General features: G+C 73.4%; 13 protein-coding genes. 8 read left to right on the top strand and 5 right to left on the bottom strand.

The genetic code is table 11. The features are described 5' to 3' along the window. Positions 1 to 87: 87 nt before the first annotated feature. Positions 88 to 582: a glutathione peroxidase gene (locus GA0070618_RS19130; protein ID WP_088982854.1), complete on the bottom strand. Its 495-nt coding sequence runs from the start codon at positions 580 to 582 to the stop codon at positions 88 to 90. A 227-nt stretch (positions 583 to 809) separates the two neighbouring features. On the opposite strand from GA0070618_RS19130, the gene GA0070618_RS19135 reads away from it, so the two are divergent. The 4 genes from GA0070618_RS19135 (at position 810) to GA0070618_RS19150 (ending at position 6038) form a co-directional block, all read left to right on the top strand. Next, positions 810 to 2417, top strand: a complete 1608-nt coding sequence (locus GA0070618_RS19135) for a glycosyl hydrolase family 18 protein (RefSeq protein ID WP_088982855.1) — start codon at positions 810 to 812, stop codon at positions 2415 to 2417. 374 nt (positions 2418 to 2791) lie between these two features. Beyond that, positions 2792 to 3301 carry a hypothetical protein gene (locus GA0070618_RS19140; RefSeq protein WP_088985662.1) on the top strand — a complete coding sequence of 170 codons (510 nt, stop codon included), beginning with the start codon at positions 2792 to 2794 and terminating at the stop codon, positions 3299 to 3301. Between the two features lie 169 nt (positions 3302 to 3470). Further along, positions 3471 to 4877, top strand: a complete 1407-nt coding sequence (locus GA0070618_RS19145; protein ID WP_088982856.1) for a class II 3-deoxy-7-phosphoheptulonate synthase — start codon at positions 3471 to 3473, stop codon at positions 4875 to 4877. Positions 4878 to 5018: 141 nt separating this feature from the next. Continuing rightward, complete coding sequence (locus tag GA0070618_RS19150; protein ID WP_088985663.1) at positions 5019 to 6038, top strand: threonine aldolase family protein; 1020 nt, start codon at positions 5019 to 5021, stop codon at positions 6036 to 6038. A 173-nt stretch (positions 6039 to 6211) separates the two neighbouring features. Here the strand turns inward: GA0070618_RS19150 and GA0070618_RS19155 are convergent, their stop codons facing one another. Continuing rightward, positions 6212 to 7075, bottom strand: a complete 864-nt coding sequence (locus GA0070618_RS19155; protein ID WP_088982857.1) for a deoxyribonuclease IV — start codon at positions 7073 to 7075, stop codon at positions 6212 to 6214. After that, entirely contained in the window at positions 7076 to 9082 is a 2007-nt protein-coding gene (gene pknB / locus GA0070618_RS19160) for a Stk1 family PASTA domain-containing Ser/Thr kinase (RefSeq protein WP_088982858.1), read from the bottom strand. 153 nt (positions 9083 to 9235) lie between these two features. Here pknB and GA0070618_RS19165 point away from each other — a divergent pair, with 153 nt between their 5' ends. Genes GA0070618_RS19165 through GA0070618_RS19175 form a run of 3 tightly spaced genes read left to right on the top strand, consistent with a single transcriptional unit; the run spans position 9236 to position 10408 of the window. Continuing rightward, a complete protein-coding gene (locus tag GA0070618_RS19165) occupies positions 9236 to 9616 on the top strand; it encodes an Rv2175c family DNA-binding protein (RefSeq protein ID WP_088985664.1) in 381 nt (126 codons plus the stop codon). Position 9617: 1 nt separating this feature from the next. After that, positions 9618 to 10049: a lycopene cyclase domain-containing protein gene (locus GA0070618_RS19170; RefSeq protein ID WP_088982859.1), complete on the top strand. Its 432-nt coding sequence runs from the start codon at positions 9618 to 9620 to the stop codon at positions 10047 to 10049. Beyond that, a complete protein-coding gene (locus tag GA0070618_RS19175) occupies positions 10046 to 10408 on the top strand; it encodes a lycopene cyclase domain-containing protein (protein ID WP_088982860.1) in 363 nt (120 codons plus the stop codon). Before GA0070618_RS19170 ends, GA0070618_RS19175 begins: the two co-directional genes overlap by 4 nt. Before the next feature lie 48 nt (positions 10409 to 10456). Here GA0070618_RS19175 and GA0070618_RS19180 read toward each other — a convergent pair whose 3' ends face one another. After that, a complete protein-coding gene (locus GA0070618_RS19180) occupies positions 10457 to 11539 on the bottom strand; it encodes a polyprenyl synthetase family protein (protein WP_088982861.1) in 1083 nt (360 codons plus the stop codon). After that, entirely contained in the window at positions 11536 to 12903 is a 1368-nt protein-coding gene (locus GA0070618_RS19185) for a helix-turn-helix domain-containing protein (protein ID WP_231931371.1), read from the bottom strand. Before GA0070618_RS19185 ends, GA0070618_RS19180 begins: the two co-directional genes overlap by 4 nt. 303 nt (positions 12904 to 13206) lie before the next feature. Between GA0070618_RS19185 and metF the strand changes: the two genes are divergently transcribed. After that, a complete protein-coding gene (metF, locus tag GA0070618_RS19190) occupies positions 13207 to 14124 on the top strand; it encodes a methylenetetrahydrofolate reductase [NAD(P)H] (RefSeq protein ID WP_088982862.1) in 918 nt (305 codons plus the stop codon). Positions 14125 to 14286 lie beyond the last annotated feature (162 nt).

Genomic DNA, 14286 nt, shown 5'->3' on the forward strand with positions numbered 1-14286 from the left:
GGACGCGCCATCGACCCGGTCGAGGCGAGGTGTAGGGGTGGGGTGTCCCGGCTCGGTCGGTCGGGCGTGCCGGACGGGGCGTGGACCTCAGTCCGTCGCCGGCAGGACCCGCTGGATCGCCGCGTGCAGCTCCGGAGCGTCCGGCTCGACCGTGGGGGCGAACCTCGCGGCCACCGTGCCGTCCGGCGCGACGAGGAACTTCTCGAAGTTCCAGCGAATGTCGCCGGTGTGGCCGTCGGCGTCCGCCGTCTGGGTGAGCAGCGCGTACAGCGGGTGCCGGCCGGGACCGTTGACCTCGACCTTCTCTGTCAGCGGGAAGGTCACCCCGTAGGAGATCCGGCAGAACTCGCCGATCTCGTCGGCCGTGCCGGGCTCCTGTCCGGCGAACTGGTTGCACGGCACCCCGAGCACCACCAGCCCGCGTCCGGCGTAGGCGTCGTACAGCTTCTGTAGGCCGGCGTACTGCGGGGTGAGGCCGCACTGGGAGGCCACGTTCACCACGAGGAGCGCATGCCCCCGGTGGCCGGAGAGATCGGCCGCGCCGCCGGCGAGGGCGTTGATCTCGATGTCGAAGACGCTCATGCCGGCGAGGTTACCGCCGCGTAGGCGTACCTGGGCAGACGACGGGCCGGCCGGGGCGATGAACCCCGGGTGACGGCTGGTCGACAAGCTGTGCGGGGTCTGCCCCGCTGACCGGCGGGGATCCGAGATGTAAATCGATACATGCGCATCTTGACGAAGTGATGACGGCGTGAGTAGCGTCTCAACCACCATCTGGAAAGTTTCCTAACTGTTTAGGGAGACGCCGCATGAGAAGATCACTCCGCCGAGCCCTCTGGGCCAGCGCCGTGGTCGCCGTGACCGTTGCCGCGGTCCCGATGACCTCGGCCTTCGGCGCCGGCAGCGTGACCACCACCTTTACCAAGGCATCGGACTGGGGCACCGGCCACGAAACGCGGGTGACCATCACCAACGGTTCGGACGCCACGGTCAGCACCTGGCGTATCGAGTTCGAGCTCCCCTCGGGCACCAGCGTCAGCAGCTCCTGGGACGCCGACGTCACCCGCAGCGGAAACCGGTACGTCGCGGTGAAGAAGAGCTGGGCCGGCGGCATCGCGCCGGGTGCCACCTTCAGCTGGGGCTACAACGGCACCGGGGCGTACAAGGCCCCGCTGAGCTGCACGATCAACGGCGCGCCGTGTGGCGGTGGCACCCCACCGCCGACCACCGCGCCGCCCACCACGGCCCCGCCGACCACCCCGCCCCCGACGACCCCGCCCCCCACCACGCCGCCGCCGACCGGGGACAAGAAGCTCGTCGGCTACTTCGCCCAGTGGGGCGTCTACGGCCGGAACTACCACGTCAAGAACATCCACACCAGCGGCTCGGCCGCCAAGCTGACCCACATCATGTACGCCTTCGGCAACACCACCGGGGGCCGGTGCACGATCGGTGACAGCTACGCCGACTACGAGAAGGCGTACACCGCAGCGGAGAGCGTGGACGGTGTGGCGGACACCTGGGACCAGCCGCTGCGCGGCAGCTTCAACCAGCTCCGCAAGCTCAAGAAGATGTACCCGCACCTGAAGGTGGTCTGGTCCTTCGGCGGCTGGACCTGGTCCGGCGGCTTCACCCAGGCCGCGCAGAACCCGGCCGCGTTCGCCGAGAGCTGCTACAACCTGGTCGAGGACCCGCGCTGGGCGGACGTCTTCGACGGCATCGACATCGACTGGGAGTACCCGAACGCCTGCGGCCTGACCTGTGACAACAGTGGTCCGGCCGCGTTCAAGAACGTGGCCTCCGCGCTGCGGTCGAAGTTCGGCTCCTCGAACCTGGTCACCGCCGCGATCACCGCCGACGGCACCAACGGCGGCAAGATCGACGCCGCCGACTACGCCGGTGCCGCCGGGAGCCTGAACTGGATCATGGTGATGGCCTACGACTACTTCGGCGCGTTCAACGCCCAGGGTCCGACCGCCCCGCACTCGCCGCTGTACTCGTACAACGGCATCCCGACGCAGGGCTTCTACGCCGACGCGGCGATCCAGAAACTGAAGGGCAAGGGCATCCCGTCCAACAAGCTGTTGCTCGGTGTCGGCTTCTATGGCCGAGGCTGGACCGGCGTCACCCAGGCCGCCCCGGGCGGCACCGCCACCGGACCGGCGCCGGGCACCTACGAGCAGGGCATCGAGGACTACAAGGTGCTCAAGAACACCTGCCCGTCGACCGGCACCGTCGCCGGCACGGCGTACGCCAAGTGCGGCAGCAACTGGTGGAGCTACGACACCCCGGCCACCATCGGCGGCAAGATGACGTACGCGAGGAACCAGGGCCTCGGTGGGGCGTTCTTCTGGGAACTCTCCGGCGACACCAGCAACGGTGAACTGATCGGTGCCATGAAGGGCAGCCTCGGCTGACCCGACCGCACCACCCGTCGGGGGTGGGGATCGGCCCAGCCGATCCCCACCCCCGACGCCGTGCCGGTGGCTGGCTCCCTGCGGGGTGTGTGGTAGCAGGGGTCCCCTGTTACCGCTTTTTGCAGAACAGGGGACCCCTGCTACCACGTGGCGGGGTGGCTGTCACCCCGCGGCGGGCGGCGTCGAGCCGGCGACGCGGCACCGGCCGGTGGTGCGACGGTGCGGGGCACTGCGTCGTTGATCCGTCAGATGCTCCGGCCGACGGCGGACGGAGGTGGCCGAACGCCCGAGTCGATGGTGACATCGCCTGGAAGAGAGTCGATGTGACAGACTCGCGGCTCGGTCGGCTCGACGTGGCGTGCGAGGAGGCTCTGATGGCGGTGAAGCGGGGGGCGCTGCCCCTGGCGGTCGTACTGGCCGCGCTGACGTTCGCCCTGTCCGGCTGCGGGATGGGCGACGACGAGCCGGCCGAGGAGCCGGACCGCGCACCCGCCGAGGAGGCGGCCACCCGGTCCCGGGAGCGGGTGCAGGCGTACCTCGACGCGATGGTCGCGAAGGACGTCGCCGCCGGACGCAGCCAGTTCTGCGCCACCGCGCACGCGGCCTTCGACGCCGCCGCGACCAGCCCGAACGGCGACTTCGCCGAGCATTTCACCGTCCCGGCCGCGACCGTCACCGACGTCCGGTCCGGGGCGCGCGGGCAGGAGGTCAGCGCCTCCGTGACGGTCTCCGTCGGCGGTCAGTCGACCACCCGCGCGCTGGTGTTCACGGTGACCCGCACCGGTGCCGACTGGTGCATCGCCGACGAGGTCCCGGGCGACCCGACGGCTCCGGGTGCCCCGCCGGGAGCGACCGCGGAGCCGAGCACCTCGTCCGCGCCGTAGCTGCCCCTGGGCGTCGTCCCGGTGGTCACGCCCGGCCCGCACCCGCTGCCGGGCCTACCCCGGCAGGTGCCTCTCGCCCCGGCGGGCGGGCCGCCGGGGTGGCTCCCAACCACCGGAACCCGCCCCCTCGGCGGGGACCCGCCGTCGTCGTCGCCGTAGGCTTTCCGGCATGCGCCAAGAGTGGCATCAGCTGACCCACCCCGCCGTCGGCGGCCCCGGACTCCAGACCAGCCGCCCGACCGCGGACTCCGCCGAGGACGCCGCGCTCGGCCTGGACCACTGGCGGAGCCTCCCGCGCGCCCAGACCCCGCCGTGGCCCGACCCGGCGGCGGTCGCCGAGGTCTGCACGGTGCTCGACACCGTCCCGTCGGTCGTCGCCCCGTACGAGGTCGACCAGCTGCGCCACCGGCTGGCGCTGGTCTGCGAGGGGCGGGCTTTCCTGCTCCAGGGCGGCGACTGCGCGGAGACCTTCGCCGACAACACCGAGAGCCACCTGCTCGCCAACGCCCGCACCCTGCTCCAGATGGCGATCGTGCTGACCTACGGCGCGTCCCTGCCGGTGGTCAAGGTCGCCCGGGTCGCCGGGCAGTACACCAAGCCCCGGTCGCTGCCGACCGACGCGCGTGGCCTGCCGGCCTACCGCGGCGACATGATCAACTCGCTGGAGGCGACGCCGGAGGCCCGGGTCGCCGACCCGCAGCGCATGATCCGGGCGTACGCGAACTCCGCCGCCGCGATGAACATGCTCCGGGCGTACCTCGCCGGTGGGCTGGCCGACCTGCACGCGGTGCACGACTGGAACAAGGACTTCGTCAAGCACTCCCCGGCCGGTGAGCGCTACGAGGCGATCGCCCGGGAGATCGACCGGGCGCTGGCCTTCATCCGCGCCTGCGGGATGACCGACGAGGAGGCGCTGCGCACCGTCACGCTCTACTGCTCCCACGAGGCCCTCGCTCTGGAGTACGACCGGGCGCTGACCCGGGTCTCCGACAGCCGGGCGTACGGGCTCTCCGGGCACTTCCTCTGGATCGGCGAGCGGACCCGGCAGATCGACGGCGCGCACGTCGACTTCATCTCCCGGATCGCCAATCCGATCGGCGTGAAGCTCGGCCCCACCACCACGCCGGACGAGGCGCTGGAGCTCTGCGAGAAGCTCAACCCGGAGAACGTTCCCGGCCGGCTCACCCTGATCAGCCGGATGGGTAACCACAAGGTCCGGGACGCGCTGCCGCCGATCGTCGCCAAGGTCGACGCCGCCGGGGCGAAGGTGGTCTGGCAGTGCGATCCGATGCACGGCAACACGCACGAGTCCTCCAACGGTTACAAGACGCGGCACTTCGACCGGATCGTCGACGAGGTGCTCGGCTACTTCGAGGTGCACCGCAACCTGGGCACCCACCCGGGCGGGCTGCACGTCGAGTTGACCGGCGAGGACGTCACCGAGTGCCTCGGTGGTGCGCAGAACATCGCCGATCTCGACCTGCCCGGCCGGTACGAGACCGCCTGCGACCCGCGACTGAACACCCAGCAGTCGCTGGAGCTGGCCTTCCTGGTGGCGGAGATGCTCCGTGGCTGACGCGAGGAGTGAGCTTGCGAGCCCCGCAGTCGACAGCCGAAGGAGGCACCGTGGCTGACGCGAGGAGTGAGCTTGCGAGCCCCGCAGTCGACAGCCGAAGGAGGCACCGTGGCTGACGCGAGGAGTGAGCCTGTGGGCACGATCGTCGACCTCCGCTCGGACACCGTCACCCGGCCCACCGCCGGGATGCGGGAGGCGATGGCCACCGCCGACGTCGGCGACGACGTCTACGGCGAGGACCCGGCGGTCAACGCGCTGGAGGCCGAGGTCGCCGCGCTCTTCGGGCACGAGGCGGCGCTCTTCGCCCCCACCGGGTCGATGGCCAACCAGATCGCCCTGCAACTGGTCGTGCCCCCGGCCCACGAGCTGCTCTGCGACGCCGACGCGCACGTGGTCACGTACGAGATCGGCGCGGCGGCGGCGTACGGCGGCATCTCGTCGCGGACCTGGCCGGCGGTCGGCGGGGACGTCGACCCGGACGTGGTCGCCGCGATGGTCCGCCCGGACGGCTACTGGGCGGTGCCGACCCGGGCGATCGCCGTGGAGCAGACCCACAACCGGGGCGGTGGCGGCGTGATCCCGCTGGACACCCTGCGCGCGTTGCGTCGGGTCGCCGACGACGCCGGGGTGGCCCTGCACTGCGACGGCGCCCGGATCTGGCACGCCCACGTCGCCGACGGGGTGCCCCTGGCCGAGTACGGCGCGCTCTTCGACACCCTGTCGGTCTGCCTCTCCAAGGGGCTCGGCGCGCCGGTCGGTTCGCTGGTGATCGGCAGCGCGGAGCAGATCGAGCGGGCCCGCTTCATCCGTAAGCGGATGGGCGGTGGCATGCGGCAGGCCGGTGTCCTGGCCGCCGCCGGCCGGTACGCGCTGGCCCACCACGTGCCACGGCTCGCCGAGGACCACGCGAAGGCCGCCCGGCTGGCCGAGGCGATCGCCCCGTTCGGGCTGCTCGCCACCACGGTCCGCACCAACATCGTCCCGCTGGACCTGACCAAGGCGTCCCTCGACGCGCACGCGCTGGCCGCCGCCGCCCGTGCCGAGGGGGTGCTGGTGTCGGTGCTCGGGCCGCGTACCGCCCGCCTGGTCACCCACATGGACGTCGACGACGCCGGCATCGACCGTGCCATCGCCGTGCTGACCCGGATCCTGACCGGCTGACGTAGCCGACGCGCCGTACCAGCCCGCCACCCGTCACGCCCCCCACCACCGCTTCGTCGATCACGGAGTTGTGGTGTGCGATGTGGTGACGATCGCGAGGTTCGGGTGGTGCCCGAACTCCATGATCGACGGGGCCGGGGCGGGTCGGGGGCGGGGCGGGTCGAGGGCGGGGGTCAGGGACGCAGGCGGCGGAGGGTGGCGATGTCGGCGGCGTGGCCGACGTGCTTCTCGGTCGGGGTCTCCACGACCACCGGAACGCCGGCGGTGGCCGGGTGGGTCATCAGTTCGGCGAAGGCGGGCTCGCCGATGGTGCCCTTGCCGATGTTCTCGTGCCGGTCCCGGGTCGAGCCGCAGAGATCCTTCGAGTCGTTGGCGTGCACCAGCCGCAGCCGGTCCGCCCCGACGGTGGCCACCAGGGTGTCCAGGGTCGCGGTCATCCCGCCCTCGGCGGCCAGGTCGTGCCCGGCCGCCCAGGCGTGGCAGGTGTCGAAGCAGACCCCGAGCCCGGGATGCCGGTCCACCGCGTCCAGGTACGGCCCGAGATGCTCCACCCGTGACGCCAGTGACCGGCCGCCCCCGGCGCTCGGTTCGACCAGCAGCATCGGCCCGCCGGCCGCCGCGGCGGCGTCCAGCAGCGGCAGCAGGGACTCACGGACCTGCCGCATGGCGGCGGCGTCGTGGGCCGCGTCGACCGAACTGCCGGCGTGGAACACCACCCCCCGTGCCCCGATCGCCCGGCCCCGCCGCAGCGCGTGGTCCAGGGTCTCCACCGAACGGGTCACCGTCGCCGGCGTGGGGGAGCCGAGGTTGACCAGCAGCGACGCGTGGATGAAGACCGGGATCCCCCGGGCCGCGCAGCCCTCGGTGAAGCGGGCGTCCTGGGCCGGGTCGCCGGGGGGCAGCGCCCAGCCCCGCGAGTTGGAGACGTAGACCTGCACCACCTCGGAGCCGGCGGCGTCGGCGTACGGCAGGGCCGCCTTCGCCAACCCGCCCGAGGTGGGGGTGTGCGATCCGACGGGCCGGTCGGTGCCGGCCATCTAGAAGCACCCGATGGTGATCGGGGTGCCCGGAGCGACCTGGGAGTTCTCGCCCGGGTTCTGGAAGCGGACCACGCCGTTGGGGTTGAACTGCACCACCACCGGGAAGCCCTGGCTCTCCAGCACCTGCTTGCCCTGCGGGCAGGGCATGTCCACCACCCGGGGTACGGCAACCGGGGCCGGCCCCTTGCTGACCTCCAGCTTGACGTCGGTGCCCTTCTCCACGCCGGAGCCGTCGGCGGGCGACTGCCCGATCACCTCGTCCTTCGGCCGGTCGGAGTCGCGGTAGGTCTCCACCGGCACCAGGCCGAGCTGCTGGAGTTCCCTCCGGGCGTCGGTGACGCTCTTGCCGACCAGGTTCGGCACGGTGATCGGGGCGCGTCCCCGACTCAGCACCACGGTGACCTTGGCGCCGACGTTGACCTCGGCGCCCGCCTTCGGGTCGGTGTCCAGCACCACCCCGGCCGGCAGGTTGTCGTCGTAGCGGGCCTTGCCCTTGACCACCTCCAGGCCCAGATGGCGCAGGTCCGCCTCGGCGAGTTCGTACTCCTTGCCCACCACGTCCGGCACCGGGAGACGATCCGGCCCGAGGGAGAGCGTGAGGGTGATGGTGCCGCCCCGGACGATGCGGTCGGCCGACGGGGGGTCCTGCGTGAGGACGCTGTCGCGGGGCACCTTCGCGTCGTACCTCGGCTCGGCGTAGGTGAGGGAGAGCCCGGCACGGGAGGCCTGCGCCTCCGCCTCGGCCTTGGTCAGGCTGACCAGCTCGGGGGCGGCCGTGTACCGCCCGACGCCGAACCACCAGCCACCGCCGGCGAGGAGTAGCGCGACCACCAGCACGGCGGCGATCAGTGGCAGCCGGCCCGACGTGGCCTCCGACAGCTGCCGGCGCAGCCGGCTCCACGGGGTGTCCCCGTCGGGAACGGCCCGACGCCGGTGCGGTCGGTCCGGCGCGGTGGTGTCCCGCGACCGGCGGCCGGTCTTCGGCTCGGGCAGCCGGGCCCAGGAGGGACGCTCGGCGGGCCGGACCGGCGCGACGGCCATGGTGGGCTGGGCGACGGCCGGGACGACGTCGTCGGTGAACCGGCGCAGCACGGCGGTGTGCGCGTTGCTGCCGAGGTCCTCCCGGGCCATCTGCACCTCGGCCAGGAACGCCCCGGCGTCCGTCGGACGGGCCCCCGGCTCGCGGCGGGTGGCCCGCGCGACCAGTTCGTCGAGCGCCTTCGGCAGCCCGGGCACCAGGGTGGACGGGGCCGGCACGTCCCGGTCCACGTGCTGCCAGGCGACGTCGACCGGGCGGTCGCCGTCGTACGGCACCCGACCGGTGAGCATCTCGAACAGCACGATGCCGGCCGAGTAGACGTCGGTGCGCGGGTCCGCGTGCCCGTCGGTGACCAGCTCCGGCGCGACGTACGCGACGGTCGCCATCAGCTGGTTGCCCTGCTCCTCGCTGCCGCTCGCCTCGACCGCGCGAGCCAGGCCGAAGTCGGCCACCTTCACCACGCTGTCGACCAGGTTCGCCGCGCCGCCGGTGGGCGCCTCGGCGACCAGCACGTTCTCGGGTTTCACGTCCCGGTGCACCAGACCGGCCCGGTGCGCCGCGCCGATCGCCGCGAGCATCTGCTCGGTGATGGCCAGCGCCTCGTCCGGGTTGAGCCGGCGGCGCTCGGCCAGCACGTCCCGCAGGGTCCGGCCCCGGACGTACTCCATGACCAGGTAGGGCAGGCCACGGTGGGTGCCCTGGTCGTACACGGCGACCACGTTGGGGTGGGTGAGCCGGGCGATGGTCTTGGCCTCGTCGGTGAACCGCTCGACGAAGCCCGCCAGGGGGGACCGGGGGTCCGGTGCCTGGGTGGGGTGAATGATCTTGACGGCGACCGTGCGCTCGAGACGTTCGTCCGTGGCGGTGTACACGGTCGCCATGCCGCCCCGGGCGACGCGACCGCGGATGCGGTAGCGCCCCTCGATCAGCGAGCCCAGCAACGTGTCGGCGACCTGTGTGTCCATCGGGGGGCAGTCTATGTCTCCGGGAGGCGACGGCAGAACAGGATGCCACAGTGCCGCCGGATCGTCACCTTGACGCACCCGTTTTCGCCAGCCCCGTTGGCCGGCTGGACGCCCCGTTGGCCGGTGGACGGCACGACGTGGCAGGGTGATCGGGTGAGCGAATCCGTACCCGCCGACCGGGCTGTTCCGGGCCCCGGTCCCGCCGCCGACGACGCCTGGCTGACCCTGCCCGACGTCGCCGAACGCCTCGACGTGTCGATCAGCAAGGTCCACCAGATGATCCGGGACCGCGAGCTGGTCGCGGTCCGCCGTGACGGCATCCGGAAGATCCCGGTCGACCTGGTCGCCAACAAGACCGTGCTCAAGCACCTGCCGGGGGTGCTCAACCTGCTCGCCGACGCCGGCTACGACGACGACGCCGCGCTGCGCTGGCTGTACGAGCCGGACGACACCCTGCCGGGCACCCCCGCCGTGGCCCTCGGCGGTGACCTGGCCCGCGAGGTCAAGCGCCGGGCCCAGGCGCTCGGTTTCTGAGGTGCGGCAGTTCGCCTACCTCGGGGTGCTGGCCGGGTGCCTGGTCTGCGCGCTCTGGCTGGAGCCGGTGTTCCGGGTCAACGTGCTGCGCCGCTGGCGTCGGCTGCTGCTGACCCTGGTGCCGGTGGTGCTGGTCTTCGTGCTCTGGGACCTCGCGGCGATCGCCGCCGGGCACTGGACCTTCGACCCGGAGCAGACCACCGGCGTGCTCCTCCCCGGCGAACTGCCCGTGGACGAACTGCTCTTCTTCGTCGTCGTACCGGTCTGCACGATCCTCGGCTTCGAGGCGGTACGCGCGGTCAACCGCTGGCCGGCGGGGGACGAACCCGCCGGCCCGACGGTCCGACCCGCCGGGGCGGCGGCGGACGGCGCGGGGCCGTCGACCGGGCGGCCGTCCGACCGGGTGCCGCCGGGAGCCGGGGAACCGGCATGACGTACACCATCGCCGCCCTGACCGGCGCGGTCTGCGTGGCCGTGGTCGACCTGTACGTGCTGCGCACCCGGCTGCTGCTGCGGCCGGTCTTCTGGGCCACCTACCCGATCATCGTGTTCTTCCAGCTCGTCTCCAACGGCATCCTGACCGGCCGGAACATCGTCCGGTACGACCCCGAGGCGATCACCGGCGTCCGGCTCGCGTACGCGCCGGTGGAGGACCTGGTCTTCGGCTTCGCGCTGGTCCTGCTGACCCTGTCGGTGTGGGTCTGGCTCGGTCGCCGCGGCGTGCAGCGCACCCCGACCGCCGGCGAGGGCAGCCGGCTGCTCGACCTCCTGCGCCGTCGTAACCGCCCCTGACCTCGGGGCCGGCAGCCCGCGGCCCGTGTCCGGGCCGGTCGGCTGCGGTCAGTCGGCGCGGCGGGTGGCGGCGATGGCGAGGTCGACCAGGGCCTGGCGGGCCTCGGTCTCCAGGTCGACGGTGGCGAGCGCGGCCAGCGCGGTCTCGGTGAGGGCGGCGATCCGCTCCTCGGTACGCGCCAACGCCCCGCTGACGGTGATCACCTCGCGGAGCCGGGCCACCCCGGCCTCGTCCAGCTCGGGATCGCCGAGATGCTGCTCGACCAGCGTCCGTCCCGCGTCGTCGGTTCCCGCGACGGCCGCCGCCACCAGGTAGGTCCGCTTCCCCTCGCGCAGGTCGTCGCCGGCCGGTTTGCCGGTCTGCGCCGGATCACCGAACACCCCGAGCACGTCGTCACGGAGTTGGAACGCCTCGCCCAGCGGCAGCCCGTACGCCGAGTAGGCCGCCTCGACCTCCGTGGTCGCGCCGGCGAGAGCCGCGCCGAGCAGCAACGGCCGCTCGACGGTGTACTTGGCCGACTTGTAGCGGGCCACCTTCCCGGCCCGCTCCAGCGAGGTGTCCCCGGTGGCCTGGGTCAGCACGTCGAGGTACTGCCCGACGGTGACCTCGGTGCGCATCTCGTCGAAGACCGGCCGGGCCCGGGCCAGGGTCCGCGCGTCCAGGCCGGCGCCGTGCAGCATCTCGTCGGACCAGACCAGGCAGAGGTCGCCCAGGAGGATCGCGGCGGCGTCGCCGAAGCCCTCCGCGTCCCCGGTCCACCCGGCGTCGCGGTGCCGGAGGGCGAACCGCCGGTGCACCGCCGGCTCGCCCCGCCGGGTGTCCGACCGGTCCATCAGGTCGTCGTGGATCAGCGCGCTGGCCTGGACGAACTCCAGTGCGGAGAGGGTGGCGACCACCTGCTCGGAATCCACCCCTCCGGCGCCCCGGTAACCCCAGTAGGCGAACGCCGGCCGCAACCGCTTGCCGCCCCGCAGCACGAACGCCTCGACCGCCTCGGCGACTGGCACCAGTGCCTCGTCGACCCTGGTCAGCCAGCCGCGCTGGTTGGCCAGGAATCCGGTCAGGGCCTTGTCGACGCGTTGCCGCAGGCCGGCGCGGTCGACAGGGGATACGGGAGCTGCGTGGGTCACGTGACGACGCTAGCCGGTCGCCGTCGGCGACCGCGCACCACCGGGGGTGTGACGCGCCGGGGAAGGTACGGGCGGGCCGCCGTGACCAGCGCCGCGTGCCGGCGTACGGCAGGTTCCGCCCGCTGCGCGGCCAACCGCCGCCCCACCTCGGCGAGATGACCCGCAGCCCGGACCGATCCGGACCGGACGGCGGCGAGCAGGGCCTCCCCGGCCACCGCGCAGGCCTGCTCGACCTCGCCGAGATCGAGGTACGCGCGGGCCAGCCAGCCCCCGTAGACGGCGGTGGCACGTGGCTGCCCGGGACGGCAGCCGGCGCGCAGCAGCGGCTCGGCGCGCAGCGGTCGGCCGAGCACGGTCAGCGTCCGGCCGGTCATCGCGGCCAGCTCCGTCGGGTCGAGCCAGTAGAGCCAGGGCGGCTCCCGGCGCGGGTCGTGCCGGTCGGCGACGCGCCGGGCGGCGGCGAGCGCCTGCCCGGCGGTGGCGTGCCGGCCGTCGAGCGCGGCGGCCAGCGCGACCCGGTGCAACAGCACCGCCCGCAGTCCGGCCGGGGCGCCCGGACCGGCCCCGGTGTACGCGGCGCGGGCCAGCGACAGCGCGCCGGACGGGTCACCGACCCCGGCGAGCAGGTGGCTCGCCGAGCCGAGCACGTGTCCGGCCAGCATCCGGTCACCGGCCGCCGTGGCGGCCCGCAACCCCAGCCGGTACGCGGTCAGGCCACCGGCCGGGTCACCGGCGTCGGCGGCGAGCCAGCCGGCGAGCTGCGCCGCCTCGGCCAGCACCGGCAGCAGCCGGCGCCGCCCGGACGGGCCGGCCAGTCGGACGGCCCGGGCCACCCGCCCCAACCGGGACGCGCCGAGCCCGGTCAGGTCCGCGCCGCTGGACAGGTCGTCGAGCCGACGCAACCCGGCCAGCCATCCCGCCGGGTCGTCCGGAGTCGGGCGGTCGCCGAGCAGCGGACCGGAGACCCGGGCGGCCTCGGCGCCGGGCAGCAGGAGCGACCCGTCCGGGTCGGCCAGCCACCGCTGGGCCAGGGCCAGCAGGGCCCGTCGTGCCCGGGATCCGTCCGGCACCGGGTACGCGTCGGTGCGGCGGCTCGCCGCCGCGGCCCCGGACAGCCGTTCTCGGGGGACCTCCAGCACGACGGCGAGCCAGCCGAGCCAGAACTCCCCGGGCACGCGTACCTGCCGCTCCCAGCGGGAGACCTCGTGCCGGCTGAGCGTGGCGACCCCGGCGGCGGCGCAGAGCCGGGCGGCGAGCTGGGCCTGACTCCAGCCACGGGCCAGCCGGAACCGGGCGAGCAGGGGCCCGGACAGCTCCGGGCCGTGCGGCGGGGGCGGGATCATGGGGGCCTCCGGGAAGGTCACGGCGACTCCCGGCGGCCGGGGAGACCCGGACCGGTGCGCCGTCGATCGGACTGCGGACCCCCGCACGGCGGGCGGCCGACCCCCACCCGCTCACCGCGCTGCCTCCTGCATACCCGAGGGGTACGACGACTCCGCAGCGGGAGGATCCGCTTCCTCGACCGGAGTACCGCCGCGTCGCTCGACCGGGAGTCCAGCGTTCCCCGACCGGGAGTCCGGCGTCTTTCGACCGGGAGTCCGACGTCTCTCGACCGGGCCGCACATCGGCGGACCGCCGGGAACGTCCCCGCCCGGTAGAGTCGTGGAGTGGCGCTCGGTCTTCCCTCGGTCCTTCCCAACTCCCAGCCGTCGATCGGGGAGCTGATCCGCGACGGCCAGCCGACCTTCTCGTTCGAGTTCTTCCCGCCCAAGACCGCGGCGGGGGAGACCCTGCTCTGGCAAGCGATCCGCGAGCTGGAGTCGCTGCGCCCCTCGTTCGTCTCGATCACCTACGGCGCGGGCGGCTCGACGCGGGACACCACCGTGGCGGTCACCGAACGGATCGCCACCGAGACCACCCTGCTGCCGATGGCGCACCTGACCGCGGTCAACCACTCCGTCGCCGAGCTGCGGCACGTGATCGGGCGGCTGGCCGGAGTGGGAGTGCGCAACGTGCTGGCGGTGCGAGGCGACCCGCCCGGCGACCCCACCGGCGAGTGGATCCCGCACCCCGAGGGGGTGCACTACGCCGAGGACCTGGTGCGGCTGGTCCGCGACTCCGGTGACTTCAGCGTCGGGGTCGCCGCCTTCCCCTACCGGCATCCCCGTTCGCCGGACGTCGTCTCCGACACCGAGCACTTCGTCCGCAAGTGCCGGGCGGGGGCCGACTTCGCGATCACGCAGATGTTCTTCGACGCCGACGACTATCTCCGGCTGCGCGACCGGGTGGCGGCCGCGGGTTGCGACACTCCGATCCTGCCCGGGGTGATGCCGGTCACCCAGCTCGCCACCATCGCCCGGTCCGAGCAGCTCTCCGGCGCGCCCTTCCCGTCCGCGCTCGCCGAGCGGTTCGAGCGGGTCGGTGACGACCCGGAGGCGGTCCGCCGGCTCGGCATCGAGCAGGCCAGCGAGATGTGTCGACGGCTGCTCGACGAGGGCGTGCCGGGAATCCACTTCATCACCCTGAACCGCTCCACCGCCACCCGGGAGGTCTGGCGCAACCTCCAGGTCGGCGCGCGGGTGTGACGGGAGGATCCCCCGCCGCGTCGTCACCGTGCCGGTCGTCCGGGCCAGCGTGCGGATGGGCGAGCGGGTGGTGGACGTCGTCGCTCCGGTGTGCCGGCCCCCGGCTGTTCCGGCACGGACCACGACCGGGTGCCGCCGCCGCGACACCCGACGGGTCCTCCT

It is taken from the genome of Micromonospora echinospora, assembly GCF_900091495.1.
Classification (GTDB): domain Bacteria; phylum Actinomycetota; class Actinomycetes; order Mycobacteriales; family Micromonosporaceae; genus Micromonospora; species Micromonospora echinospora.

Coding starts and splice junctions, on each gene's coding strand:
- GA0070618_RS19130 (WP_088982854.1), bottom strand. CDS start 582: ATGAGCGTCTTCGACATCGAGATCAACGCCCTCGCCGGCGGCGCGGCC.
- GA0070618_RS19135 (WP_088982855.1), top strand. CDS start 810: ATGAGAAGATCACTCCGCCGAGCCCTCTGGGCCAGCGCCGTGGTCGCC.
- GA0070618_RS19140 (WP_088985662.1), top strand. CDS start 2,792: ATGGCGGTGAAGCGGGGGGCGCTGCCCCTGGCGGTCGTACTGGCCGCG.
- GA0070618_RS19145 (WP_088982856.1), top strand. CDS start 3,471: ATGCGCCAAGAGTGGCATCAGCTGACCCACCCCGCCGTCGGCGGCCCC.
- GA0070618_RS19155 (WP_088982857.1), bottom strand. CDS start 7,075: ATGGCCGGCACCGACCGGCCCGTCGGATCGCACACCCCCACCTCGGGC.
- pknB (WP_088982858.1), bottom strand. CDS start 9,082: ATGGACACACAGGTCGCCGACACGTTGCTGGGCTCGCTGATCGAGGGG.
- GA0070618_RS19175 (WP_088982860.1), top strand. CDS start 10,046: ATGACGTACACCATCGCCGCCCTGACCGGCGCGGTCTGCGTGGCCGTG.